This is a genomic window from Streptomyces sp. 2A115, assembly GCF_052245575.1.
Lineage (GTDB): Bacteria > Actinomycetota > Actinomycetes > Streptomycetales > Streptomycetaceae > Streptomyces.
Genome location: NZ_JBQQCG010000055.1, coordinates 16,888 through 41,736, shown reverse-complemented (window position 1 = coordinate 41,736; position 24,849 = coordinate 16,888). Strand labels below are relative to the sequence as shown.

The following is a 24,849-nucleotide window of genomic DNA, read 5'->3' as shown; positions in this document are numbered from 1 at the left end:
CCTACCCGGTGAGCTCCAGGCCCGCCCGGAATCATCAAGGCCTGCCGGTAAGCGTCACGGTTGCCCGGTAATGGCCACCCGCTGCAGCAGCCCCCACGTGAACTCCGCCACGCACTCGCGCCGTACGCCCGACCCGTCCGGCCCCGTGAACTTCAGCCCCCACCGCGTCGGCGCCGTCCCCTCCAGGGGCCGGACGGGGGCGAAGGCGCGGGCCGCCTCGTCGACCGTGCAGGACCAGGGGCGGAGGTCGTCCAGGGTGCGCAGCGAAGGGCCCGGGGCGCCCGGTGCCCGTACCAGCCACTCGTTCCAGGCCGCGCCGTTCGGAGCCACCAGCACCTCGAAGCGGAGGTCCGGCCAGAGGGGGACCGGCCACAGGAGCGCCTCGCAGGACAGGTCGCCGATCTGCCGGTCAGTGACCGACTCCGGCGTGCCCAGGATCGACCGGTATCGGGAGACCGCTCCCCGACTCCGTGGAGCATGCCGCATCGCCTGCCAGCGGCGGTTGGCCTCGCGCATGTCGGCGACCGAGACGCCCAGCTCGTGGCGGGCGTCCTCCACGAGGTCCGGGTTGTGGTCGGCCATGCGGCGCAGCAGGACGAGCTGGAAGTCGAGCGGAGTGAACCGGGCGGGCGGGTTGGACGCGTTGGACGGGCTACCGGGTCGTTTGGCGGGAGGCATGCGTCCCATCGTCGCGTACCTGCCCGGTGTGCCCGACGCGCCCGGCGTGCCGGGTGTCGCCCGGGCGGCGGCCGTCCGGGAGGAACAGGACCGAGTTCACGTACCGGACGTACCCACGGCCGCGGAAGGGCAGCACCCGGCGCAGCAGGCCCTGGGACACGACGTGCGAGGCGTGCGCCTGGTGGGCCTCCAGGTCGAAGGAGGAGAGGGGGAGCCAGGTGTCGCCGGGCAGGACCCAGCCCTCGTATCCGCGCTCGGCGAGGTGGGAGACGACCGGGGTGATCGGCTGGATACGGGCCTCCAGTTCGATGAACAGGGCCGGGCGGTCGCGGGTGAGGAGGGTGGTGGCGCCGTGCAGGACCGCGAGTTCGTTGCCGTCCACGTCGATCTTGATGAAGCCGACGTCGTGGAGGTTCAGGCTGTCGAGGGTGAGGCAGGGGACGTCGAGAGCGCGGGCGTGGATGTCCCGGCGGACGAGTGAGGAGACGCCCCGGTCGCCCTGGTCGCCGGGTGGCAGCCAGAGGCGGGCGGTGCCCCGGCGGTCGCTCGCGGCGGCCTGGACCACCTGGACGTTGCCGGGCGTGGCGGAGGTCAGGAGCCGGGCCAGGTGCGGGACCGGCTCGACGGTCACCACGTGGCGTGCCTGGTCCGACAGGCGGCGCGTCCAGGGGCCGTACCAGCCGCCGACGTCCACCGCCGTGCCGCAGCCGGGCGGGCAGAGGTCGGCGAGCCGGGCCAGTTCGGGTTCGAAGCGCGGGTAGACGAACCGGGCGGCCGCGGCGACCACCCGCACCGGCACGAAGGGGGCCAAGCGGGCTGCCAGGGTCATGGGCTCATCATCCGTTTCAGCAGTTCCTCGTGTTGGTCCTCCGTCACCTGTTCGCCAGAGGAGGGGAGGAGCTGCGGGATGCCGTCGACTATCGGGTAACGGCGGTGCAAGCGTGGGTTGTAGAGCGCCTCGTCCTCGGGCACCTCGGGCGCGAGAAGGTGCAGCGGTCCCTTGTCGAGCGGGCACGCCAGAATTCTCAGCAGCGGGTCGTCAGGGTTCATGACTGGGTCAACTCCCTAGTCGGGGCGGGGGGTTGGGGCTTCGAAGGTGGGTCGTGCTTCGGCATCGCGAGGAGTACGGAGACCGCCAGCGCCGTACCGCCGAGCCGCAGCGCGAGCCGCAGTGGATCCTCGGGCAGCGCCTCGCCGAACGCGAGTGTGCCGAGGATCGCGGTGAACAGGCAGGTCACCGTCGTGCAGACCGGCACGATCAGCGAGGCCCGGCAGCGTTGCAGTGCCGCCTGCGACATGACGAGGCCGAACGGGCCGGTGAAGAGCAGGAGATAGGGGTACGGCGAGCTGAGCAGGTCGAGTACCGCACCGCCCAGGCCACTTGTGGTGAGGTAGCTCGACACGCCCTTGATGGCCAGCGAGCTCACCCCGTACAGCAGGCCCACCGCCACGCCGTACTCGACGCCGGTCGTCGGCATGCGGTGCCGGTGGCGGGCGCGGCGCTCGGCGGACCCGTACAGCCAGACGCCCAGCGCGAGCGACGGCACGCAGACCAGCAGGATCAGCGGGGCGGGCGCGCTGCGACTGACCGTGTCGGAGCCCTCCTTCAGGGACAGCACCACCATGAGCAGGGCGGCGAGGATGGCGCCGATCGCGTACCGCTCGCGGCCCGAGGTCTCCTCGCCGAGCAGTACCGAGGAGAACAGCACGAGGAGCACCAGGCCGGAGACGAAGATGCCCTGCGCGGCAGCGATGGGGAGGGTTCGGTAGACGGCCAGCTGCGCGCCGAAGCCGGACGCCAGGGCGAGGGAGCCGCCGATCCAGAGCGGGCTGGCGAAGACCAGCCGCAGGAGACGGGCGGGGCGGCGGATGTTCACCTCGGGCATCGTCGCCAACGCCCGCTTCTCCAGGACGAATCCGATGCTGTACAGAAGGTTCGCCAGCAGGGCCGCGGCCACTCCCCACCACATGGTCTACGTCCTTCGCGCGTGCAGGAGCAGGATCGAGGCCGCCGACGGGACGTGGCACGCCAGTCGGTCCAGCGGGCGCAGCGGGCGCGGCACACCGTGGAAGGGCGCACCCCGCAGCCGTACGACCTCGAAGCCCGACGCGGTCACGAACTCCCTCAGCGCGCGGGCCGTGTAGAGCCGCAGATGGCCCACGACCTCCGTGCCGGGGCGGCCGTGGATCGCGCGCAGGCTCACCTCGGAGAAGACGGGCTGGACGCCGGCGAGGAGCAGGGCGCGGTTGTACCAGGCGGCCAGGTTCGGTGTGGAGAGCATGAGATGACCTCCGGGGCGGAGGATCCGGTGGATCTCGTCGAGCGCCGAGTCCGGGTCCACGAGGTGCTCGACGACCTCGCTGAACAGGACGGCGTCGGCGGAGGCGGACCTGAACGGCAGTCCGCCGTCGGTGAGTTCGCCGCGCACCGCGTACGGGAGGTGGGCGTGGGCGCGTCTGAGGGCGTCCTGGGACCAGTCGACGCCGATGACGCGGTGGCCGGCGAGCAGGGGCGCCGCCGTGGCGGCCGCGGTGCCGTCGCCGCAGCCGATGTCGAGGACCGTCCGGGGGCCCGCGTCCGTGGCCGGGCCCAGCGCGGCGGCGAGCATCCGGGCCTGGCGGAGGCTCCGGGAGGGGCCCGAGGCGACCGGGACGGCCGGGTCCTCGTAGAAGTCCCGTAGCCCGTGCGGGGGTTGGCGGGGCGGGGCCGTGGTCATGGGGCACTCTCCGTGGCGTGTTCCGTCGCGTGCAGGTAGTGCTCGAAGAGGTCGCGGAGGTGGCAGCCGTCGCCGTGGCTGAGCAGAGTGCGCGACCAGCGCAGCGCCAGGTGCAGGCGGCCCGCCGTGGACGCCGTCGTGACCGTCAGCCCGCGCGGCATGCGGGCCGGGGCGGAGAACCACACCGCGTGCGCGCGGCCCGCGTCCTCGCCGAAGTCGAGGGAGTACGGGATGCGGCCGATGTTGCTCAACAGGGTGGTCGACGTCCACGGCCCGGCGGCTCGCCGCAGGCCCCTGGTGAGCGCGGCCCGCCAGGCCACGGGGACGACAGGCGCCGTCAACAGGGCCGCGCCGTGGCCGAGTTGGGGGCGCGACTGTGCCTTGAGCGCGCGCGTGCGGTCCGCCGTGCGACGCAGCAGGGCGGTCATCTCCGAGGCGTCCAACTCCTCGGGCGCGAAGGGGACTTCGACGAGTCGCGTGCCGTTGCCGATGGGCATGTCCGTGTCGCGGGTGCGGTCGTCCACCGGCATGGTGATGCGCAGGGGGCGCGGGTGGGCGCCGTGCTCCCGGTTCCAGTGGCTGATCATCAGGGCGGTGGCCACCATGAGCTGGTCGTTCACGGTGTACGGGGCGCCCTTGGGCCGGTGCGGGACGCTCAGCTCGGCGACGAGCATGCCGTTGCCGGGGGAGGGCTCGGGGGTGCCGTGGGCGACTCGGGCGGGCGGGGCCCAGCCGGAGGGGGTGTCCCCGACGGGGGGAGCCTCGGACGTCGACCGCATCGGGGGTGCCGTGGGGGAGTTGTCCTGGCCGCCGTACAGCTCCGCCGCGGTCGCGAGGATGCGTAGGCAGGCCGGTCCGTCGAGCGCGGTGTGGTTGATGGTGAGGAAGAGGACGGTGTTGTCGGCCTCCGGATCCCGGACGACCTCCAGGCGGATCGGCGGCGAGGCCGACAGTGGCGGTGCGTCGGCCAGTGCCCTGTCGCGGGCGTGCTTCAGCGCGTCCCGGTCCGGGGGCGGGAACAGGACCACCTCCACGTCCGGGTCGGGCGTCAGCTCCCACTCGTACCGCCGCCGGTACCAGGGGCCCGCCGCCTCGCGCATCAGGATGCGGGGATGGCGGCGCAGGGCATCGGTGAACGCCGTCTTCAGCCGGGCCGGGTCGAGGCGGCCCGGGAGATGGACCTCGATGTGGACGGTCTCCGGTTCCTCCTCCTGGAGGCAGTGGCGGGCGACCTCGTCCACGACGGGGAACGGGATCCGGGCGGTCGGCCGTGCGGGGCCGTCCGTGCCGTCGCGTGCCGGGTGGTCCAGCGTGGTCATGTGGGTTCGCCTTCCCCCGTCTCTCCTGGCTGTGTCGGCCTCGAGTCTTCGGGCTGCGCCGGCTTCGCCCTTTCGGGCGGTAGCACGCTCGTCTCTTCGGGCCGTTCGGCCCTGGTGTCTTCAGGGCGTGCCGTCCTGGTGTCTTCGGGCTGGGCCGCCGTTGTCTCTTCTGGCCGCGTCGCCTTCGTCCCCTCGGGCCGTGCCGCACTCGACTGTTCGGGCTGTGCCGCCTTCGTGGCTTCGGGCCGGGGCTCCCTCGTCCCTTCGGCCCGTAGCGCACTGGTCTCTTCGGGCGGTGTCGGCTTGGACTTCGGCTTCCGGAAGGGGATCCGGACGGTGGGCGGGTCGGGCTCCGGTTGCGCGGATCCCGGCCCGCGGGCGGAGACGGTGGGTCCCGACTCCGATGTCAGGCCAGGCCTCTGCGGTGTTCCTGCCGGCGGCGGAATCCCGGGCAGCCCAGGCCCCGGCGGAAGCGGTGCTCCGGGTGGCGGCGACTCGGGCGACCCGGGTGACTCAAGCAGCCCAGAAGGCCCAGAAGCACCAGGCGCACCAGGCGATCCAAGCAGCCCTGGCGCCCCGGACGACCCGAGCAACCCCGTGGTCTCCGATCCAGCACCCTCCCCCCGCTGCCGCTGAGGCAACGGCGCGGTCGGCGCCTCGGATCCCGGCGCCGGAGGCGGCAGCGTCCTCGCGCCCCGAGCCGCGGGCTCGCGGGCCCCGTACGAAGCCTCTCCCACCGTCACCAACCCCGCGAACAGCCCGATCAGCGCCAGCAGTTGGGCCGTGGGCCCGAACGCTCCCGCCCCCTCCGAAGCCGGCTCCCCGGCCCCCGTGGCGGCGGCGATCCCGGCCCCCGCGAGGGCGAGAAGCGCGACCGGCACCAGCAGTGCGTGCCGCCGCCAGGCGAGCAGCGCCAGCACCGGCACCAGCAGCGCGAAGAACCCGGCGATCACGACCCCCACCAGTGTGAGCACCACCGTGCCCAGGATCAGCCCGGGCGGCGGCGGCACCGGCGAGGGTTCGTCGAGGTTGGGCGACCGCCGCCGGTACAGCACGAGCCCCGCGAGCGCGAGGACCGCGACCCCACCGCCGATCAGCCCGGCCTCGTACATCACGGACGGCTCGTACGAGAGCTTGACCGTGCCGCCCTCGCCCGCCGGGATCCGCCAGCCCTGCTGCCAGCCGTCGAGGCGTACCGGGTTGAGCTCCTTGCCGCCCAGTGTGGCCTTCCAGCCGTCGTTGAAGTTCTCGTACGTCGTCAGATATGAAGCCGCGCCCGAGCCGACGGTCACCTCGCGGCGGTCGCCCAGCCAGTCACGTATGCCCAGTTCACGGTCGAGCGCGGTCGGAGTCGTGACCGTGCCGCGCGTCAGCGTCACATCGGTGACGGCCAGCGGCCCCGCGTCGCCCGCCTCGACCCGGTGCGAGCCCGAGTCGAGGGACAACCCGGCGTCCGCGCGGCCCTCCTGGCAGAGCGTCAGCTCGATGGGGCGGCGCTCCACGAGATCCAGCACCGTGCCCCTCGCGCTCGTCTGGTACAGCTCGTCGTCGACGGCGAGGTCCGGTCCCTCCCCGCACGGCAGGCGGAAGGAGCGGCGGTCCGAGGGCTGGGGTGTGCGGTACTCGTCGGCGAGCGCGGGGACGTACGCCTCGGTCAGGCCGACCGGCAGTTGCAGCTCCTCGTCGGCGAGCGGGTTGTGGACGGTCATCGGGGCCGTGTCGGTGATGGTGATGTCGAGCTGGTCCGTGGTGATCGGGTCGAAGCGGACCCAGCCGTTCTCGTCGACGCCGGCGATGGCCGCGCCGTCCGGCGAGCTGATGCTGACCTCGGTGGGCCGGGTGGACAGACCGCCGGCCGGAGCCAGGACGACCTCGTCGACGGCCTGTTTGCCGGGCCAGCGCAGGTGGATGGTCGGGTTGTCCCCGGCGATCCACGCGCTGGTCAGGTCGCCGTCGGTGAGGTTGCGCGGCGACAGGCCGGTGCCGAGGAGGGCTGTCGAGTCGGCGGTCGCGGTGATACGGCTCTGCTGGTCGGGCGCGACCTCGTACAGCAGCCGGTCGAGCGCGTCACTCGGTACCGGGACCGCGCTCGCCTTCACCTCGTACGTGCCTGCCGACTCCGAACTCCAGCGGCGGTGCAGCCCCACCTCCGTGCCCGTCGGGGAGAACCCGCCCGGGTCGGTGGCGCGGTGCAGCGAGACGACCTCGGCGGCCGCGTCGGTGCGCTCGGCGTCCGTCGGCAGCCGCAGCATGCGGGTCACCTGGACGTCGGGAATGCTGATCTCGGAGAAGCCCGCGCCGGACAGACCGGAGTGCCGGGCCACCGAGTCGACGATGGTGATCTTCAGCCAACTCGTCTCGCCGGCAGGGGCCTTGATGCGCTGCCGGGAGCCGTCGGCCTGGAGGTAACTCGTCTCGGAGCCGCGCTCCGTCTCCACGCGCACCCGGGTCGGCGCCGACCGCACACTGTCCTGCGGCAGCGGCGTGACCCGGAACGACGACGGGATGTCCGTCTTGTCCGTGAAGCCGATCCGTAGCCACTGCCCGTCCGCCGAACCGGCCGCGCCCTCGGCCCAGGCGGTGTTCGGATTGCCGTCGAAGGCGTTCACCGGGTCGTACTGCGGCAGATAGAACATCCAGTTGCCGCTCGACGACGCGCTCACCGAGCGGGCGCCGCGCAGTTCCGCCACCGTCTGGTGTTCGATGCCCTTCGTCGGCAGGATCTGGTGCGGTTTCTCCCCGGCGTCCTGGAAGCTGTCGGAGTGATTGCGTTCGTCACGGGTGTACGTGTACGAGGTGTTGGCGTTGACCAGGCCGAACCGGGTGTCGGCACGCCGCAGCCCGTCGCCCAGCACCTGGAGTTCGGGGGAGCCGAGCCCGGGATGGTTGTCGCCGGTCAGCACGGCGGCCCGGTCCCGCATCGTCGGGTCGGCGGACATCGGCAGCAGCGCCTCGGGCCCGCCGGACACGACGGCCGTGTCGGCGACCGCCTGCAGCCCGGCCTGCCCGGGCCGTGGCACGCCCTCGCTCGCCGGCTCGTAGATCTCGACGGCCCGCTGCCGCGGATACAGGCCCTCGATCTGCAGCGGCGTGCCCTCCGGGATGCGTCCGCCCGTCATCTCCGGGCCGAAGCCGGTCACGCGCCGGTAGCCCGACTCCTCGAGGGTGCGCTTCACGGTCGTGGTCGGTACGTAGCCGAGCTGGTCCGGGTCGAGATCGTTGCGCACGACGACGTAGTAGAGGCCGGACCGGCTCAAGTAGTCGGCCAGGCCCGGGACTTGGCCGCCCGTCAGCAGGGCCTGCTCGACCGCGTCCATCGCGCGCCTGTTGCCCGCGGTGCCGAACGGCACGTAGTCCCGCTGGGCCCAGCGGGACTCGGCGAGCACGTCGAGGGGCTGGTCGATGGGGGAGCCCCAGGTGTAGATGCCGTGGGCGGTGGCGGGCACGACGAGGGAACGGGAGTCCGGCGAGTACCGCTCCAGCCAGTTCGCCGTGGACTGCCAGTACTTGGGGAGCTCCTGGAACGAACCCGGCTGCAGGATCGACCCGTTGAGATAGGGGAAGGCAAGGCCGGGGAGTATGAGGACCGCCGCGATCAGCGGGGCGAGCCGGCGGCCGGGCACGGGACGGGCGCCCTGAGTCTGGGAGGCGACGCCGACCAGGTGCGTCAGCCCGAGGACGAGCGCGAGGGCCAGCCCCGTCTGGAACTTGTAGATGTTGCGGAAGGGGACGAGACCGTCGTCCAGCAGGCCCTGGACGAATCCGTGGAAGGGCGCTCCGAACGAACCGCCGTACCCGGCAAGGGTGATGAGCGCGACCGACAGCACGGTCAGCACCAGCCAGCGCCGCTCGGGCATGTCCCGGCGGGCCAGTCCGGCCAGCCCGAGCCCCGCCGCGAGCGCCGAGGAGAGGATGACGATCACCGAGGTCGCCACGGTCCAGCCGGCGGGCAGCCAGGCGTCGCCGAAGTGCAGATACGCGACCCAGTTGCCGGCGCCGCGCAGCGTCTCCGTCGCCGACATGGTGTCCGTCGTGGTCTGCGAACTCTCCACGTACGGAAGGAAGTTCTCGCCGTAGATGCCCAGCATCAGCAGCGGGACCACCCACCAGGCCGTCGCCAGGATCACGCCCGGGATCCACCAGGCGATCAGCTTGCGCTGCCGGGGGCCACGCGGACGGGACAGCAGGTACAGCCCAACGGGCAGCAGCGCGGCCAGGGTTGAGGCCGCGTTCACACCGCCCATGAAGGGAATGATCAGCGCCGAGCGCAGGGCGGCGACCCGGGCGGTGTACCGCTCGTTCGTCAGCGGCAGCAGCACCCAGGGCAGGAAGGCGCCGGGGAGCGCCGCCGCCGAGGTGGAGCCGACGACGATGGTGAACACCGGCCACAGCGCGTACGCCACCGCGCCGAGCAGCCGGGACGGGCCGCTGCCGATGTCCAGCCGCTCGGCCAGCCGCAGCGCGCCCCAGAAGGCGACGGACACGATCAGCGACAGCCACAGCCGCTCGGCCAGCCACACCGGGAGGTTGATCGCGTCGCACAGCGCGTAGTACGGCAGCATCGGGAAGGCGTAGCCGACGTACTGGTCCGCGATGCCGCCGAAACCGCCCCGGTCGTGCCACAACTGCCCGAGGTCGGCGAGGAACTGCCAGGGGTCGAGCACGACACCGAGTTTGGTGTCGAAGGTCGTTCGGCCGGGACGTACGGCCAGGAACAGCACGAACACCACGGCCCAGAACCCCAGCAGCCACCGCCGCGACCGCGGCCCCTCAGGGGGGCCGGGCGCGGGGGTGACCGGGCGAGTGGTCGCCGGGGGAGGGACCTGGACCGTGCTGGTCATGGACACCGCCGGAGGATTAGGAGGAGATTCCAGGTGGCGAACTCACGCAGCCCCGGCGCCTTCGCGACGGTCTCCGCGAGGAACGGCCAGTAGCGGGAGCGCGCCGAGACGACCATGACGTCGTCGCGGGCGCGCACCTGCCGCAGGGTGGAGCCGATGTGTACGGCGAAGAGGTTCTCGCCGAGGGTGTGCTTGGCGGGCTTTCCCGCACGTCTCTGATAGCGGGCGCGGGCCCGCTCGGCTCCCAGGTAGTGCCAGGGCGCCCATTCGTGGCCGCCCCACGGGGACAGCCAGTTGGTGAACGACACGTAGATCAGCCCGCCGGGCCTGGTGACCCGCACCATCTCGCTGAGGAAGGTCTGCGGGTCGGCGACGTGCTCGAGGACGTTGGAGGAGAAGGACACGTCGGCGACGCCGTCCGACAGGGGCAGCAGATATCCGTCCGCGACGACGGCGCCCTCGGGCGGCTTCGCCCCCAACTCCCCTGCATCCGGCTCGAAGAGGTACGCGAACGCCCCCCGCCGCCGGAACTCCTCGGTGAAGTAGCCGCCCCCGCCGCCGATGTCCACGACGGTCCGGCCCTTCACCGGACCGTCGTACGCCTCCACCTGGTCGGCGGCGTCCCGGGCGAGCAGTGAGTAGCACGCCTCCGGGTCGTCCTGCTCATGGCGGAAGGCCCGGAAGAGAGCGAGGGAGCGGCGCAGCGAAGGGTCCTTGAGGCCCGTACCGGGACCCGGACCCGTGGCTCTGCCTCGGTCCCTGCCCTTGCCGACGGTCGAAGTCATGGAGTCCAGATCCTCACAGCTTCTGTCGCCACCGCTCTGAACTGGCGGATCGTATGGTCCCAGCGGTACTGGGCGGCCCGTTCCCGGGCCGCCTTCCCCATGAGGGTGCGTCGGTGGGTGGACAGGGCGAGGGTGCACCAGGCCGCGGCGAACGAGGACTCGCCGCGGGCCAGCAGACCGGTCTCGCCGTCGACGATCGAGTCGCGCAGCCCGGGGACGTCGAAGGCGATGGTCGGGGTCTCGCGGGCCGCCGCCTCCGTCACCACCAGGCCCCAGCCCTCGACCGCCGAGGGGTGCAGCATCAGCCAGGCTTCGCACAGCAGCCTGTGCTTCTCGGCCTCGGAGACATGACCCTTGAACTCGACTCCCGGACCCGCGAGTTGTTCGAGACGCTCCCGCTCCGGTCCGTCGCCGACGATCACAAGGCGGCCGCCGGTGACCGGGCGGACCCGCTCCCACAGCCGCAGCAGCAGATCGATCCGTTTGTACTCGACGAGCCGGCCCATCGCCAGGAACAGCGGTTCCGAAGAGCGGTCGGCCGGCGGGCCGGGCTCCTCGACGCCGTTGTGCACGACCCGGATGCGCTCGCGTTCGACGCCGATCGAGCGCAGTGCGTGTGCCGTCGAGGGGGAGACGGCGACCAGCAGACCGCGGCGCTGCGGTGCGCCGGCCAGCGCCCAGTGTTCGAGTCTTCGGCCGAGCCGGGCGGCGGGCGCCAGCGGTCCGCCGAACCGCATCCCCCACAGGTCGGTGTGCACATGGTTGACCAGGCAGAGCGTTGGCCCGCGGTGCCACAGCGGAGCCAGGTAGGGCATGCCGTTGCAGACCTCGACGAGCAGGTCGCAGTCGCCGACCTGGCGTTGGAACGCCGAGCGGGCGCGCAGATAGTGGCCGAGGTCGCCGCCGGCCGACACGACGCGGTAGTCGCGGTACGCGGCCGGGCCGCCGCACAGCAGGGTGACCTGGTGGCCCAGGTGGGTCAGGCCCTCGGCGAGTCTGTCGACGAGGAGTTCGGAACCGCCCGCGGCTTCGTTGCTGAAGTCACGACGGGCGAGGAAGACGATTCGGCGCGGCTGTGGGGGAAGCGCCGGGTGTCGCTGCGCGGAGCGGGGGAAGGCGGCGCGCAACGACGAAGGCACGTGCTGGGGCATAGGTGCTCCAACTCGTCTCGGGGTGCGGAACCAGCGTGGGGGGCAGGGCACAGGCATGGTGCGGTTCTGTTGAGGTACTCGCCGTGCGGGTTACCTGAAGTTCCCGCAGGGCGAGTCCGGATGGATCTGGACGGATCTGGATGGATCAGTTCGGTTCAGGGTGGATCTGTGAGGGATGTGGGTGTCGGCTGTGGCGGGGATGTGGTCGAGCTGTGTTCGGGTGGGGATGGATAGTTTTCGCTCGCTGGTTCATTGCGGCTACTCACCGAAGTGACAAGTTCGATGCTTTATCCAGCTGACGTCTCATCACATTGTGAGCAACTGCTGGGAGTTCTCGGACGAATCGGGACGCTGACGCCCGCGTGCGACCAAAACGACACCGGCGACGGCGAGGGCGAATCCCACCGCACCCGCACCGATCGGCACCGTCTGACCCACGGCGCGCAGCAGCCCGCTGTCGGTCTCGGCCTGATCCACCGCGCTCTTCTGCGTGGCGGTGGTGAAGGCCAGCTTCTCGGCGTCCAGCAGCACCGCGGCGTCCTTCTCGCCGCCGGGAGCGCGCAGCGTCCGGCGCGGGCCGGTCTGCGCGTAGAGCACCCGGCCGGTGGCCTGGTCGACGACGAGCTCGACGCCGTGGTTGGCGTACCACTCCTCGGCGAGCACCTCGCCACGGTCGGGTTCACCGATGATCGCGCCCGGCACCAGCCGGGTCCCGGTCTTGGCGGCGGGGACGGTTCCGGTGAAGCGGTAACCCTCGTACCCCTGGATCTTCTTGACGCCACGGTAACGCAGGGTGACCGTGTTCCCGAGGGTGTTGTCCCACCAGCGGTACGAGCGTTTCTGCACGTCGAAGGGGAACTTGAGGTAGGCCTCGCCCTCGATGTAGGGCTTCTCCTCGCAGCAGTGCGCCGGCCGGTTTGTTTTACGGTCGGTGACATACCGGTGCGGTGTGAAGTCCAGTGCGTCGTGCGGGTCGGCCGCGGGCAGCGACTTGTTCGTGTCGACCGTGGTCGTCACGTCCCAGACCGCCTTCCCGCTGCGTTCGCTGTCGGAGACGTCGCCGCGCACCCGCTGGGTGATGGTGATCGGCGTGTCGGGCACGGTCTCGACCTTGTCGACGTCGAAGACGCTGCCTGTGCCCTTGTAGATCGCGGTCGTGTCGATGTCGATGGGGTTCACGGCGGCACGCGGCTGTACGTACCACGCCAGCATCGGAGCCAGTACGAGCAGAAAGATGCCGAGGCCCAGCAGGATCAGTGAGAGAGGTGAGGCTTTCCGGCGCATCCGGGCACTCCAGGGGCTCGTGGTGACGCGACACGGGGTGTGCCGGCACAGTGTGGGGAGGGTGCACGTGCGGTATGGGCCGGGAACCGTAGGCGCACCCTTGACGAAGTGTCAATGTGTTGTCGAGACTGGGGGCTCGCCGGACGGGGCGAGGTGGGACCGGTGACGAAGGGGATGTGCCGTGCCCCGAAGGGGTGCGGGGAACTGCGCGATCAGCCACGGACGGCCCGCAGATTTCGGACCGCGCTCCCAGCGGAGCGCTTGGGTGGGGACGACCTCCGACAGAGAGGCTGACCCGCGATGCCAAGACTCTTGGCTGCCATGCTGACCGTCGTTGCCGCCGCCGTACTAGCCGTGGGCGCCGCCCTCGGTATCGTCGCGCTGCTCGAGGCGACGCCCGACCAGCCCAACACGCCGCTCATCACCTATGAGACGGCCGGCCAGGAGCGCTGAACCCATGGCCCTACGCCAGGGACCCGTCACCGTGCGCTCGGCCTGGCACGACGTACCGCACCTCCAGGTGCGGCAGTTCGCGGCGCTGGCCATGGCCGAGGCACCCGCGCTCGCCGAGGAGATCCTCCACGAGATACGCCGCGAATACCCCCACCTGCCCGTCATCCTCGACGACACCGGCGAGCCGATGGCGCTCATCGGAATCAGGCGGGCCATCGAGGTGTTCGTCCAGCATCTGGAGACCGCCGAGGGCCGCCCGCGCGTCCACCCCGAGGTCTTCCAGGAGTTCGGCCGCGGCGAGGGCCTGCACGGCCGCAGCCTCGACTCGCTCCAGGCGATGTACCGGCTGGGCGTACGTCTCGCCTGGCGCCGCTTCGCCGAGATAGGGCAGCGCGTGGAGATCCCGCCGCCCGCGATGTACGAGCTGGTCGACGCCGGCTACGAGTACCTGGACGGTCTCGTCGACCAGTCCGTACGCGGCTATGCCGAGGCCGCCGCCCGGCAGGCCGGGGAGCGCCTGCGCCTGCAACGCCGGCTGATGGAGCTGCTGCTCGCCGAACACCACCGCGGCGATCCGGCCGACGCGTTCGCCGAACGGGCCGCGCGGATCGGCTGGCCGCTGCCGGACAAGGTCGCGGTGGGTGTGCTGCTGCGGCCCGCCCGGGAGGCCGTCGCCCCCGCCGTCGGGCAGGAGGTGCTCCTTGACATGGAGTGCGAGCAGCCCCGGATGATCGTGCCCGACCCGGACGCCGCCGGGCGCCCGGAGCTGCTGCACCGGGCGCTGACGGGATGGGCGGGCGCGATCGGGCCACCGGTGCCGATGGCCGACGCGGCCAAGTCGCTGCGCTGGGCCGAGGCCGCGGTACGGCTCATGGAGCGGGGCCTGCTGCCGCCGGGGGAGGTGCTGTACTGCACGGAGCACACGGAGGCGCTGGTGCTGCTCCAGCCCGAGGAACTGATCGACGACCTGGCGCTGCGTTGCCTGGAGCCGCTCGCCCACTGCGGTCCCGCGCACGGGCGACGACTCGCCGAGACGCTGCTGGCCTGGCTGGAGACCCGGGGAGGCGCCCCTGAGGTGGCCACCCGCCTGGGCGTCCACCCGCAGACCGTCCGGTACCGCCTCCGGCAGATCAGGGAACTGTGGGGAGACGAGATCGACGACCCGGACCGCCGCTTCGAGCTGGAGCTGGTGTTGCGGGCGCAGCGGCTGCGCGGGGAACTCGGAGACCCTCGTACCCGGCGGTGACCGCCATGGCCGATACCTGGCGTGACGTGTGGGACATTGCACGCCCATTGCCCGTGCGTAACCACTATGAGTAGCCTGTGTTCGCTATGCCGATCGACTGTTGAAATTTCGAACACAGAGAGGGGGCCGATTGTGGGACGCCTCGTACCTGCCGTGACTCGGGCTCTCGACATACTCGAGCTCTTCCTCGACGGGGACGGCACGCTCTCCGCCCCCGACATCGTGCGCCGGCTCCAGCTGCCGCGCACCACCGTGCACGAACTGGTGACCACGCTCGCCGCCCGCCAGTACATCGCACCCGTGCCCGGCCAGCCCGGACGCTACCGGCTGGGCGTGCGGCCGTACCAGCTCGGCAGCCGCTACGCCGAGCAGCTGGACCTCGCCGCCGAGGGCCAGCAGGTCGCCCGGTCCGTCGCGGAGACCTGCGACGAGACCGTGCACGTGGCGATCCTGGAGGGCACGGACGTCATCTACATCGCGAAGGTCGACTCCACGCACGCCGTCCGCATGGTCTCGGCCGCGGGCCGCCGGCTTCCCGCTCACTGCACCTCCGTGGGCAAGATGCTGCTCGCCTCGCTCTCCGAGCCCGAGCTGACCTCGCGGATCCCCGAGGACGCCGACCTCCTCAGGATGACGCCCAACAGCATCACCGACCCGGCCGCCCTGCGCGAGGCCCTCACCGAGATCCGCGCCCGCGGCGTCGCGGTGGAGAGCCGCGAGTCGAACCCCGACGTCAGCTGCGTGGCCGCGCCGGTGCGCGACCGTACGGGCCAGGTCGTCGCCGCGCTCTCCATCTCCGTACCGATGATCCGCTGGAGCGACGACCGCCGCGGCGAGCTGGAACAGCTCGCCATGAAGGGCGCCGCCCAGCTTTCCGAGCGGCTCGGACACAGGAGCGTGGGATGACCGGGACGACGTACACGTACGAGGTGGCCGTGCGCGCGGAGGCGGCCCTCGGCGAAGGCCCCACATGGGACGCCGACGCCCAGCGACTGATCTGGATCGACATCCTCGGATCCAGGATCTACACGTACGACCCGGCCTCCGGCCGACGCACGGTCATGGCCACCGAACAGCACGTGGGCGCCGCCAAGCCGCGCGCGGGCGGCGGCCTGGTCGTCAACCTCCGTGACGGCGTGGGGCTCTACGGCCCCAGCCTCGGCGATTTCCGCTGGCTGCACCGCGATCCGGTGCCGGGACGCCGCGCCAACGACGCGGCGGTCGCACCCGACGGCTCCCTGTGGGCGGGCACGATGCGCTACGACGAGGCACCGGGCGGCGGGACGCTCTCCCGCTTCACGCCCGACGGCACCGTGGACGTCGTCCTCGACGACGTCGCCGTCAGCAACGGCACGGGCTGGAGCCCCGACGGACGGCTGATGTACTACATCGACTCGCCGACCCGCCGCGTCGACGTCTTCGACTTCGACGGCCAACGGGTCACCAACAGGCGGCAGTTGGCAGGCATCGAGGAGGGCGCGGGCTTCCCCGACGGCCTCACCGTGGACGCCGAGGGCTGCGTATGGGTCGCGCTCTGGGACGGCGGCGCGGTCCGCCGCTACACGCCGTCCGGTGAGCTGGACCAGGTCGTGCAACTCCCCGTTCTCCGGCCCACGGCCTGCACGTTCGGCGGCCCGGACCTGGCGGACCTGTACATCACGACGGCTCGTACGGGCCTGGACGCGCCGCATCCGCTCTCGGGCTCGGTACTGGTGGTACCCGGCGCGGGGAAGGGGCTCGCGCAGCCGGCGTTCGCGGGGTAGCGCCCGGTCTTCAGCGCCTCGCCGAACACGGCGACGGTGGTGGCCGAAACGGCTCATCGAATTCGTGGAGGTTCAGGCCCGGCGGGCGGCGCCCGCCGGCCACACCACGTCCACGGGGACGCCCGCCTCGCGCGCCTCGATGACGGTGTCCGCGGTGCCGCCGCCCTTGCCTGTCGGCGGCTCGCCGTTCCACACCGCGACCAGGCGGTCGGCACGCTTCACAAGTTCGCGGTTGGCGTCTTCGTACGCCTGCCGGTTCGCGGTCTCGTTGGGGAGGACCCGCACCTCGACTGCGCCGGCGACGAGCCGGTCGAAGGCCGCGGCGTGGTCGGGCCCGACCTGTTTCTGTCGGTAGTCCTTGGCGGGGATCACCGCGACAAGACGGCCCCCGAGCTCCAGCACGACCTCGGCGAAGAGGGCGTCGGCGCCCTCGGCGATGCACGAGACGCCGGTGAGGTCGCCGTCGGCGTAGGGCTTCAGAACTTGCCGTAGAGCGTCCCGTATCAGGGGGGCGCTGCCGTCGGTCAGGTCGATGTGGCCGGTCACGGCGATGGTGGTCACGGCTCTCCCTCAGCTGGACAGCAGGTCGCGGATCCTGGGCTCGGGCTTGGCCACCGCCCCGCCTCCGAAAGTCTCGGATTCTTGCGTAACCCATTGACGCGCAAGCGCTTCAATTTTACGGTCCCGTTCGAAGTTACGAGCGTTATCCGAGATGCCGAACAGTGAGGGTTGGCGTGGGGCGACCGGGGGCAGGGCAAGCGGGGCGGGCGCGCTCGCCCAGGGCGCGACCGGCCCTCACCGACCCGCACCCGCCCACGAAACAGGACCACCCCCAACGCACGTGTCCCGAAAGGAAAACATGCGCGCCACCGCCCGGTTCACCCTCGACCCCGCCTTCACCGTCGGCGAGGTCAACCCCCGTCTCTTCGGCTCCTTCGTCGAGCACCTCGGCCGCTGCGTCTACACCGGAATCTTCGAGCCCGGCCACCCCGCGGCCGACGAAGCGGGCCTGCGTACGGACGTGCTGGAGCTGGTCCGCGAACTCGGCGTCACCGCCGTCCGCTACCCGGGCGGCAACTTCGTCTCCGGCTACAAGTGGGAGGACTCGGTCGGCCCGGCCGAGGAGCGGCCCCGCCGGCTCGACCTCGCCTGGCGGTCGACGGAGACCAACCGCTTCGGCCTCTCCGAGTACATCGCCTTCCTCCAGAAGATCGGCCCGCAGGCCGAGCCGATGATGGCGGTCAACCTCGGGACCAGGGGAGTGGCGGAGGCCCTGGAACTCCAGGAATACGCCAACCACCCCTCCGGCACGGCCCTTTCGGACCAGCGGGCCGCCCACGGGGACAAGGACCCGTTCGGTATCAAGCTGTGGTGCCTCGGGAACGAGATGGACGGCCCGTGGCAGACCGGCCACAAGACCGCCGAGGAGTACGGCCGCGTCGCCGCCGAGACGGCGCGTGCCATGCGCCAGATCGACCCGTCCGTCGAACTGGTCGCCTGCGGCTCCTCCAGCCAGTCCATGCCGACCTTCGCCGAGTGGGAGGCGACGGTCCTGGCGGAGACGTACGACCTCGTCGACTACGTCTCGCTGCACGCCTACTACTGGCCGACCGACGGCGACCTCGACTCCTTCCTCGCCTCCGCCGTCGACATGGAGTCGTTCATCGAGAACGTCGTCGCGACCTGCGACCACGTGGGCGCGAAGCTCAAGTCGAAGAAGAAGATCAACCTCTCCTTCGACGAGTGGAACGTCTGGTACCTGGACGAGTGGGAGAAGTCCGCCAAGTCCGACCCGCTGGACTGGCCGGAGGCCCCGCGACTGCTCGAGGACAACTACAGCGTGCTGGACGCGGTCGTCTTCGGCTCGCTCCTCATCGCCCTGCTGCGGCACGCGGACCGGGTGACCGTCGCGTGCCTCGCCCAGCTCGTCAACGTCATCGCGCCGATCATGACGGAGCCGGGCGGCCCGGCCTGGCGGCAGACGACGTTCTTCCCGTTCGCACAGGCCTCGCGGTACGGGCGCGGGCAGGTCCTCGACGTACGGGTCGACTCGCCGACGTACGAGACGAAGAAGTACGGCGAGACGGACCTGCTGCACGCCACGGCCGTGCGCGCCGAGGACGGCTCGGTCACCGTGTTCGCGGTCAACCGCAGCCAGACGCAGGCGCTGCCGCTTGAGGTGGCCCTCGGCTCGCTCGGCCTGACGGCGGTCGTCGAGCACAGCGCGCTGGCCGACGCGGACCCCGAGGCCCGCAACACGCTCGACGACCCGGAGCGCGTCGCACCGCACGAGGTCACGGGCACGACCCTCCAGGACGGCACGCTCAGCGCCACGCTGGAGCCGCTGTCATGGAACGTGATCCGGCTGAGCTGACAGCGAGGTAGGGGCGGCGCTCAGGCATTCGATCGACGGGACAGGGCCCATCTGTACGTCTGCACAAGCGTGGCCGTCCGATCGACGAAGGCGCTGGATTTGAGTGCTCTCCTCCCTTCGCAAACTCAGGAAGGAGATTCCTGCCTACCTTGCGGTGGCGGGCTTGAGCCTTTCCGACGGCCTTACGCCACCGCCGTCGGCGCGAGCTCACGCAGTTCCCGTAGCGCGGCCGCGATCGCCGGGCGTTCGTGGCCGCCGGTGCGGGTGCAGGTGAGGAGCTTGCGGTGCGGGTTGCTGACGCAGCGCACGCGGGTGATCGGCAGGTGCGGTGTCAGGTGGGCCAGGCGGGGGATCAGGGCGACGCCGAGTCCGTGGGCGACCAGGTGGGCGGTGACGTTCCAGTCCAGCGCGTGGTGGACGACGTCGGGCGTGAAACCGGCGGCACCGCACGCCGAGAGCACGTGCGGACGGCAGGGGCTCTCCGGCACCGGGGCGATCCAGTCGTCGTGGGCGGCTTCCTCGAGGTCGACCCGCTCACGCGGTGCCAGGCGGTGCCCGTTGGGGACGACCAGGTCGAACGGGTCGTCCAGGAGCGGCTGTTGGTCGAAGCGGGCGTCGCTGAGAGGAGGGTTGTTCGTGGTCGCCTCGACGATCGCGAGATCGATCTCGCCCTCGAAGAGCAGGTCGAAACTCTCCGGCACCCCCAGCTCCTGAATCCTGACCGTGAGCCGCGGATGGCGTTCGCGCAGATGGGCCGCCATCGGGGCGAGAAGCACCGAGATGGCCACGGGGAAGCCGCTGACCCGCAGCGGCCCGGCGGGATCGCCGTGGTCGGCCCGCAGGTCGAGCTCGGCCCGCTCCCAGCGGGCCTGGATCGCGTCGGCGTGCGCGAGCAGGCTCTGCGCGGCCGGAGTCAGGCGTACACCGCGCCCCTGCGGCTCCAGCAGGTCGACCCCCAGGTCACGGGCGAGCTGGCGGATCTGCTGCGAGGCGGCGGACGGCGTGAAGTGGAGGGCGTTGGCGGCGGCGGTGACCGTGCCGTAGTGGTCGACCGCCCGCAGGACATGGAGTCGGCGCAGGTCAATCATGAAGCCCACGCTTCAAGGTGAGGTCCACAAAGTCAACCTGGACGTACACAGAGGCGGCGATGGACCCTGGCTGTGTCGCGACGGTCAACGCCAGCCAACCTGTACGAGGAGTTGCAAGATGACCAGCACATCCCACAGCAGGCTCCGTGGCGACGCGTGCCCGCACTGCGGATGGCCGGACGGGGCCGAACCCTTCCAGGTGGTGTCCCGGCACACCACAGCGGCCGGCCACACCGTGTGGACGCGCTGCGGATGCGGCTCACTTCAAGTACGCGTCGTGGACGCCTCCGGCATGCGCGTCGTCTCGCGCAGCCGCCCCGCCGACCGGGACATGACCCGCCCTCGCACGGACCCGACCCGGTGCGGGACGTGACGGACCCGACCCGGCGCGGGACGTGAAGGACACGGTGCGAGTGGGCCGTGGCTGAGGGAGAATTCGGGCGTGCGGGAAATCGCGGTCGTCGAAGCGCCGTCCGTGCTCGGACTGCGGCCCTCCGGCGTCCAGGAACTGCCGGAGGCGCTGCTCGCCGCCGGTCTGCTGGACGGCCTGGGGGCGGTTCGGGCAGGCAGGGTCGAGTCGGCGGCGTACGACCCGGAGCGGGACGGCGACACCGGGGTTCTCAACCCGGCCGGTATCGCCGAGTACTCGGTCCGGCTGGCCGACACGGTCGGCGAGGTCGTCGGACGCGGCGGCTTTCCCGTGGTTCTCGGCGGCGACTGCAGCATTCTGCTCGGCAACCTTCTCGCCCTGCGCCGCCGCGGACGGTACGGCCTGCTGTTCCTCGACGGGCACACCGACTTCTACCAGCCGTCGGCGGAGCCGTTCGGCGAGGCCGCCTCGATGGATCTCGCGCTCGCCACAGGCCGGGGACCCCGGCTGCTCGCCGACCTCGAAGACCGCGGACCTCTCGTACGGGACGAGGACGTCGTCGCCCTCGGCTTCCGTGACACGGAGGAATCCGACGAGGCCGGGATGCAGCCCCTGCCGCCGGGGCTGCACGCGGTCGACCTCGACGGCGTACGGGCCCTCGGCGCCGACGTCGCCGCGCGCCAGGCGGTCGAGCGGCTCGCCGCCGACGGGAGTGCGGGCTACTGGGTCCACCTCGACGTCGATGTCCTGGACGACGCGGTCATGCCCGCCGTCGACTACCGCCGGCCCGGCGGACTGACCTGGGCCGAGCTGGAGACTGTGCTGCGCACGGCGCTGGCCCACGACCGTGCGGTCGGCTTCGACGTCACGATCTTCAATCCGCGGCTGGACCCTGGCGGGGGGATCGCGGAGCGTCTCGCAGAGTGCCTCCGCGAAGCGCTCCGCGGGGAGATTGGTACGTGATCTGCGGGTTCGTGGGGGCTGGTCGCGCAGTTCCCCGCGCCCCTTTGGGGGGCGCGCCGTCGGAGCCGTAGGAGAGTGATGAGGCGTCGAAATACTTTCGACGCTTTACGTGACTGAAGGTGCTGCGCGAACTATTGACGCGCAAGAGGTTCGACTCTACGTTCCCGTTCGAAGTAATGACCAACGTTCGGGATATCGAACGAATCGAACGACCTCCCATTCGGCACCAACTCCACGTACAAGGTCAAGGTCGGCCGGGCCGCCAGCGTCACCGGGCCGTACTACGACAAGAACGGCGTCTCGATGATGAACAACGGCGGGACTCCCGTGCTGGAGTCGCACGGCCGGTACATCGGTCCCGGTGGCCAGTCGATCACGGCGGACTCGGACGGCGACCTGATCGTCCACCACTACTACGACGGCCAGGACAACGGCACTCCCAAACTCGGCATCAACCTTCTGAACTGGAGCAGCGGATGGCCCGTCGCCTACTGACCCTGCTGACCGCCCTCCTTCTCGCCCTCTCCCTCGGGCAGTCGTCGGCGAGCGCGGCCTCATTCACCAATCCGGTCAAGTCGGTCAAGGGCGCCGACCCCTGGATCTCGTACCACGACGGCAACTACTACCTGGTGTCGACGAGTTGGACCGACGTCATCACCATGCGCAAGTCGCCGACGCTGGCCGGGCTCTCGACCGCGCCCAGCGTGCAGGTGTGGAAGGGCGACGCGGCCTCGCGCTGCTGCAACATCTGGGCGCCCGAGCTCTTCTACTCCGGCGGCAAGTGGTACCTGTACTTCGTGGCCGGGCAGAACATCTCCGACTACAACGCGACCCAGCGCACCCACGTCCTGGAGAGCGCGGGCTCCGATCCGATGGGCCCGTACACGTACAAGAACCAGCTCAACAGCGCCTGGATGCTGGACGCGAGCGTCCTGAACGTCAACGGGCAGCTGTATCTGCTGGGCAGTGCGATGGGCGGCGGGACGCAGAACCTCGTCATCGCTCCGATGTCCAACCCGTACACGCTTCAAGGCTCCTTCTCGACGATCTCGACGCCGACGTACGACTGGGAGCGGTCGGGCGGCACGGTGAACGAGGGGCCGGAGGTGCTCCAGCGCAACGGCACGACGCGGATCATCTACTCGGCGAGCGGCTGCTGGACGCCCGACTACAAGCTCGGCCAGCTGACCCTGACCGGCTCCAATCCGCTCTCGGCGTCCTCCTGGACGAAGAAGTCGACACCCGTCTTCCAGCGCAACGACTCGGCGGGGGTGTACGGGCCCGGGCACAACGGGTTCTTCAACTCACCGGACGGCACGGAGAGTTGGATCGTCTACCACGCCAACGACAGCGCGAGCGACGGCTGCGACAACGGGCGGACGACCCGGGCGCAGAAGTTCACCTGGAACTCCGACGGTTCGCCGAACTTCGGTACGCCGGTCGGGCTCGGGGCGAGCATGGCCGGGCCGTCGGGAGAGCCGTCGTCCGCCTCGACGACGTACACGATCACGAACCGCAACAGCGGCAAGTGCCTTGAGGTGGCGGGGCGTTCGACCGCCGACGGGGCCAACGTCCAGCAGTACGCCTGCAACGGTGGCAACAATCAGCGGTGGCGCGTCGAGGAACAGGGCGACGACAGCAGCCGACTGGTGAACGTCGCCTCGGGCAAGGTCCTGGACACGGCCGACTGCTCGACGGCCGACGGGGCCGATCTGCGCCAGTGGTCCTGGCTCGACAACACCTGCCAGCGGTTCCGGTTCCTCGCCACCAGCGGGGGTTACGTGCGGGTCGTCAACCAGGCCACCGGCAAGGTCGCCGATGTCGCCAACTGCTCCACGGCGGATGGGGCGGACGTACGGCAGTGGACGTGGCTGAACAACAACTGCCAGCAGTGGAGGTTCAACCCGGCGTAGCGCTCCGCGGGTTGAGCGGTTGTGTGATCTGCGGGTCGGTGGGGGCTTGTGGCGCAGTTCCCCGCGCCCCTTCAGGGGCGCGGGGAACTGCGCGATCAGCCGAAGCGGACCGGCACTGTACGAACCGGCCTTCCCCCGGAGCCACAGGGCCCGGGGGTCAGCCGGCCCGGTTGGCCGGAGCCGTCGGCCAGCCGGTGGCGTTCGGCACCGGTGTGTTCGGCCAGCCGGTGGGCTGCTGCGGCATGGGCTGCGGCTGAGGTTGTGGCACAGCCTGCGGCTGCGGCTGGGCCTGGGGTTGCTGCGGCGGCTGGCCCTGGGGAGCCACGGCGGTCAGGCCGCCCGGCATACCCGTCGTACCGCGCACCTGGGCAGCGGTCAGCCCCTGCCCGCGCCCGCTCCTCATGCCGGCCGCGGCGGGCATTCCCTGCTGGCCCATGCCGGCTGCGGGGTACTGCCCTTGCTGGCCCATGCCGGCCGCCGCAGCGTACTGCCCTTGCTGGCGCATGCCGGCCGCGGCGTACTGCTCTTGCTCTCCCATGCCGGCCGCAGCGATCTGCCCTTGCTGTCCCTGCCCCTGGCCCATGCCGGCCGCGGCGATCTGCCCTTGCTCGGCAAAGCCGCCGGAGGCAGAGGCAGCGGTGGCGAGTCCCGGATAGCCCGCCCCGTTGGTAGAGCTGACGAGGCGGTCCACCGCCGCCGTACCCGAGCTGTAGCTGGTCCCTGTGCTCAGCTCGGGCACGGCGGCTCCCCTCCTGGTCCCGTAGAGCACCTGTTCCAGGCCGGACACCAGGCGACGCACGTCAACCTGGGGGCGCACCACGAGTCTCAGGAAGCGACTGGACGAGCCGATCTTGTTGCCGCACTCGCGGACCAGGATCCGGTGCTCGGTGAGCAGCCGATCCCGGACCACGGTGCCTTCGGCGCCCACGGGGAGGCGCACGAAGAGGAAGTTGCCCTGTGACGGGTAGACCGTCAGACCGGGCAGCGCGGAGAGCTGACGGGCCATGTCGAGCCGGTCGCGGCGCACCATGTGCAGGCTCTCCATGTACTCGGGCCCGTGGTCCCTGAGCATGAACACCACGGTCTCCGCGAAGGCGTTGAGGTTCCACTTCGGCAGCATCGAGCGGACCCTGCCCGCGAGGCTGGGGTTGGCCACCATGTAGCCGAACCGCACGCCGTGCAGCCCGAAGTTCTTGCCGAGACTGCGTAACACGATGACGTTGGGCCGCATCACCGCTTCCTCGACGACGCTCGGCTCGGACTCCGCGTCGGCGAACTCCAGGAACGACTCGTCGATGATGATCAGGTCCAGATCGGCGAGCGCGTCGCAGAAGGCCATGATCGTCTGGCGGGGCACGAAGCCGCCGTCGGGGTTGTTCGGGTTGCAGATGACGGCGGCACGGGAGCCCCGTGAGCGGATGAACTCGATGTACTGCGCCGGGTCGAGGGCGAAACCGTTGCTCTCCTGGAGCGGGAACATGTCGACGCGCTTGCCGGTCTCCATGGGCTGGTCCGTCCAACGCCCGAAGGTGGGGACGGGGATGGCGAGGGACTCGCGGACCAGCAGGTGATCGATCCAGGTGATGAGTTCGGTGGACCCGTTGCCCATCGCCACGCACTGCGGGGGAAGCTGGAGCAGGCTGCACAGTTCACTGGTGATCGTGTCCGCGCTGCTCGGGTAGTACGTGATGATGTCCCGCAGCCGGTGCGTCAGTTCGTCGAACATCGCCGGCGTGGGGAAGTACGGATTGCACGGGATGCAGAAGTCCAGCGGACCCGCCTCCCCGCTTTCGCGTGCCAGCGCGGCCATCGACGGGCTGTGCGCGCCGGTGCGGAACAGCGAGGTGACATTGTCGGCCATGGACCCTCCGTCCTTGAGGGGCGGTCCGAGCGGGGATACCCGG

At 71.0% G+C, this 24,849-nt stretch carries 21 protein-coding genes and 1 pseudogene; 9 read left to right on the top strand and 13 right to left on the bottom strand.

Annotated features, from left to right (window positions below; translation table 11 throughout):
- Window positions 1-54 precede the first annotated feature (54 nt).
- The 10 genes from ACTWQR_RS36275 to ACTWQR_RS36230 all read right to left on the bottom strand — a co-directional run bounded on the left by ACTWQR_RS36275 (window position 55) and on the right by ACTWQR_RS36230 (window position 12,775).
- On the bottom strand, window positions 55-687 hold the full coding sequence (locus ACTWQR_RS36275; protein WP_443231486.1) for a hypothetical protein: 633 nt from the start codon (window positions 685-687) through the stop codon (window positions 55-57).
- On the bottom strand, window positions 653-1,507 hold the full coding sequence (locus tag ACTWQR_RS36270) for an FkbM family methyltransferase (RefSeq protein WP_443231485.1): 855 nt from the start codon (window positions 1,505-1,507) through the stop codon (window positions 653-655). Before ACTWQR_RS36270 ends, ACTWQR_RS36275 begins: the two co-directional genes overlap by 35 nt.
- Window positions 1,504-1,728, bottom strand: coding sequence for a Trm112 family protein (locus tag ACTWQR_RS36265; RefSeq protein WP_443231484.1), 225 nt, complete (start codon window positions 1,726-1,728; stop codon window positions 1,504-1,506). The genes ACTWQR_RS36270 and ACTWQR_RS36265 overlap by 4 nt, the downstream gene beginning before the upstream one ends.
- Window positions 1,725-2,636 carry a hypothetical protein gene (locus tag ACTWQR_RS36260; RefSeq protein ID WP_443231518.1) on the bottom strand — a complete coding sequence of 304 codons (912 nt, stop codon included), beginning with the start codon at window positions 2,634-2,636 and terminating at the stop codon, window positions 1,725-1,727. Before ACTWQR_RS36260 ends, ACTWQR_RS36265 begins: the two co-directional genes overlap by 4 nt.
- A 15-nt stretch (window positions 2,637-2,651) precedes the next feature.
- Window positions 2,652-3,395: a methyltransferase domain-containing protein gene (locus tag ACTWQR_RS36255; RefSeq protein ID WP_443231483.1), complete on the bottom strand. Its 744-nt coding sequence runs from the start codon at window positions 3,393-3,395 to the stop codon at window positions 2,652-2,654.
- Complete coding sequence (locus tag ACTWQR_RS36250; RefSeq protein ID WP_443231482.1) at window positions 3,392-4,714, bottom strand: condensation protein; 1,323 nt, start codon at window positions 4,712-4,714, stop codon at window positions 3,392-3,394. The genes ACTWQR_RS36255 and ACTWQR_RS36250 overlap by 4 nt, the downstream gene beginning before the upstream one ends.
- Window positions 4,711-9,555: an alpha-(1->3)-arabinofuranosyltransferase domain-containing protein gene (locus ACTWQR_RS36245; protein WP_443231517.1), complete on the bottom strand. Its 4,845-nt coding sequence runs from the start codon at window positions 9,553-9,555 to the stop codon at window positions 4,711-4,713. Before ACTWQR_RS36245 ends, ACTWQR_RS36250 begins: the two co-directional genes overlap by 4 nt.
- Window positions 9,552-10,340: a class I SAM-dependent methyltransferase gene (locus ACTWQR_RS36240; RefSeq protein ID WP_443231481.1), complete on the bottom strand. Its 789-nt coding sequence runs from the start codon at window positions 10,338-10,340 to the stop codon at window positions 9,552-9,554. Before ACTWQR_RS36240 ends, ACTWQR_RS36245 begins: the two co-directional genes overlap by 4 nt.
- Entirely contained in the window at window positions 10,337-11,491 is a 1,155-nt protein-coding gene (locus ACTWQR_RS36235) for a glycosyltransferase family 4 protein (protein ID WP_443231480.1), read from the bottom strand. Before ACTWQR_RS36235 ends, ACTWQR_RS36240 begins: the two co-directional genes overlap by 4 nt.
- Window positions 11,492-11,797: 306 nt before the next feature.
- Complete coding sequence (locus ACTWQR_RS36230; protein WP_443231479.1) at window positions 11,798-12,775, bottom strand: DUF3068 domain-containing protein; 978 nt, start codon at window positions 12,773-12,775, stop codon at window positions 11,798-11,800.
- A 321-nt stretch (window positions 12,776-13,096) separates the two neighbouring features.
- On the opposite strand from ACTWQR_RS36230, the gene ACTWQR_RS36225 reads away from it, so the two are divergent.
- From ACTWQR_RS36225 to ACTWQR_RS36210, 4 genes are all read left to right on the top strand, one after another.
- Window positions 13,097-13,228, top strand: coding sequence for a hypothetical protein (locus ACTWQR_RS36225; RefSeq protein ID WP_443231521.1), 132 nt, complete (start codon window positions 13,097-13,099; stop codon window positions 13,226-13,228).
- Between the two features lie 4 nt (window positions 13,229-13,232).
- Window positions 13,233-14,474: a helix-turn-helix domain-containing protein gene (locus ACTWQR_RS36220; protein ID WP_443231478.1), complete on the top strand. Its 1,242-nt coding sequence runs from the start codon at window positions 13,233-13,235 to the stop codon at window positions 14,472-14,474.
- Between the two features lie 132 nt (window positions 14,475-14,606).
- Window positions 14,607-15,380, top strand: coding sequence for an IclR family transcriptional regulator (locus ACTWQR_RS36215; RefSeq protein WP_443231477.1), 774 nt, complete (start codon window positions 14,607-14,609; stop codon window positions 15,378-15,380).
- Entirely contained in the window at window positions 15,377-16,237 is an 861-nt protein-coding gene (locus ACTWQR_RS36210) for an SMP-30/gluconolactonase/LRE family protein (protein ID WP_443231476.1), read from the top strand. Before ACTWQR_RS36215 ends, ACTWQR_RS36210 begins: the two co-directional genes overlap by 4 nt.
- A 72-nt stretch (window positions 16,238-16,309) precedes the next feature.
- On the opposite strand, the gene ACTWQR_RS36205 is transcribed toward ACTWQR_RS36210, so the two are convergent.
- Window positions 16,310-16,798 carry a hypothetical protein gene (locus ACTWQR_RS36205; protein ID WP_443231475.1) on the bottom strand — a complete coding sequence of 163 codons (489 nt, stop codon included), beginning with the start codon at window positions 16,796-16,798 and terminating at the stop codon, window positions 16,310-16,312.
- Window positions 16,799-17,096: 298 nt separating this feature from the next.
- Here ACTWQR_RS36205 and arfA point away from each other — a divergent pair, with 298 nt between their 5' ends.
- On the top strand, window positions 17,097-18,611 hold the full coding sequence (gene arfA, locus ACTWQR_RS36200) for an arabinosylfuranosidase ArfA (protein ID WP_443231474.1): 1,515 nt from the start codon (window positions 17,097-17,099) through the stop codon (window positions 18,609-18,611).
- A gap of 182 nt (window positions 18,612-18,793) precedes the next feature.
- Here arfA and ACTWQR_RS36195 read toward each other — a convergent pair whose 3' ends face one another.
- Entirely contained in the window at window positions 18,794-19,699 is a 906-nt protein-coding gene (locus ACTWQR_RS36195) for a LysR family transcriptional regulator (RefSeq protein WP_443231473.1), read from the bottom strand.
- Between the two features lie 118 nt (window positions 19,700-19,817).
- On the opposite strand from ACTWQR_RS36195, the gene ACTWQR_RS36190 reads away from it, so the two are divergent.
- The 4 genes and pseudogenes from ACTWQR_RS36190 (at window position 19,818) to ACTWQR_RS36175 (ending at window position 22,945) form a co-directional block, all read left to right on the top strand.
- Window positions 19,818-20,072 carry a hypothetical protein gene (locus ACTWQR_RS36190; RefSeq protein WP_443231472.1) on the top strand — a complete coding sequence of 85 codons (255 nt, stop codon included), beginning with the start codon at window positions 19,818-19,820 and terminating at the stop codon, window positions 20,070-20,072.
- Between the two features lie 69 nt (window positions 20,073-20,141).
- Window positions 20,142-21,032, top strand: coding sequence for an arginase family protein (locus ACTWQR_RS36185; RefSeq protein ID WP_443231471.1), 891 nt, complete (start codon window positions 20,142-20,144; stop codon window positions 21,030-21,032).
- A gap of 222 nt (window positions 21,033-21,254) precedes the next feature.
- Window positions 21,255-21,527, top strand: a pseudogene (locus ACTWQR_RS36180) (family 43 glycosylhydrolase); the annotation flags it as partial.
- Window positions 21,509-22,945 carry a family 43 glycosylhydrolase gene (locus tag ACTWQR_RS36175; RefSeq protein ID WP_443231470.1) on the top strand — a complete coding sequence of 479 codons (1,437 nt, stop codon included), beginning with the start codon at window positions 21,509-21,511 and terminating at the stop codon, window positions 22,943-22,945. The pseudogene ACTWQR_RS36180 and the gene ACTWQR_RS36175, both read left to right, overlap by 19 nt.
- A gap of 157 nt (window positions 22,946-23,102) precedes the next feature.
- Here the strand turns inward: ACTWQR_RS36175 and ACTWQR_RS36170 are convergent, their stop codons facing one another.
- Complete coding sequence (locus tag ACTWQR_RS36170; RefSeq protein WP_443231469.1) at window positions 23,103-24,806, bottom strand: pyridoxal phosphate-dependent aminotransferase; 1,704 nt, start codon at window positions 24,804-24,806, stop codon at window positions 23,103-23,105.
- Window positions 24,807-24,849: the final 43 nt, after the last annotated feature.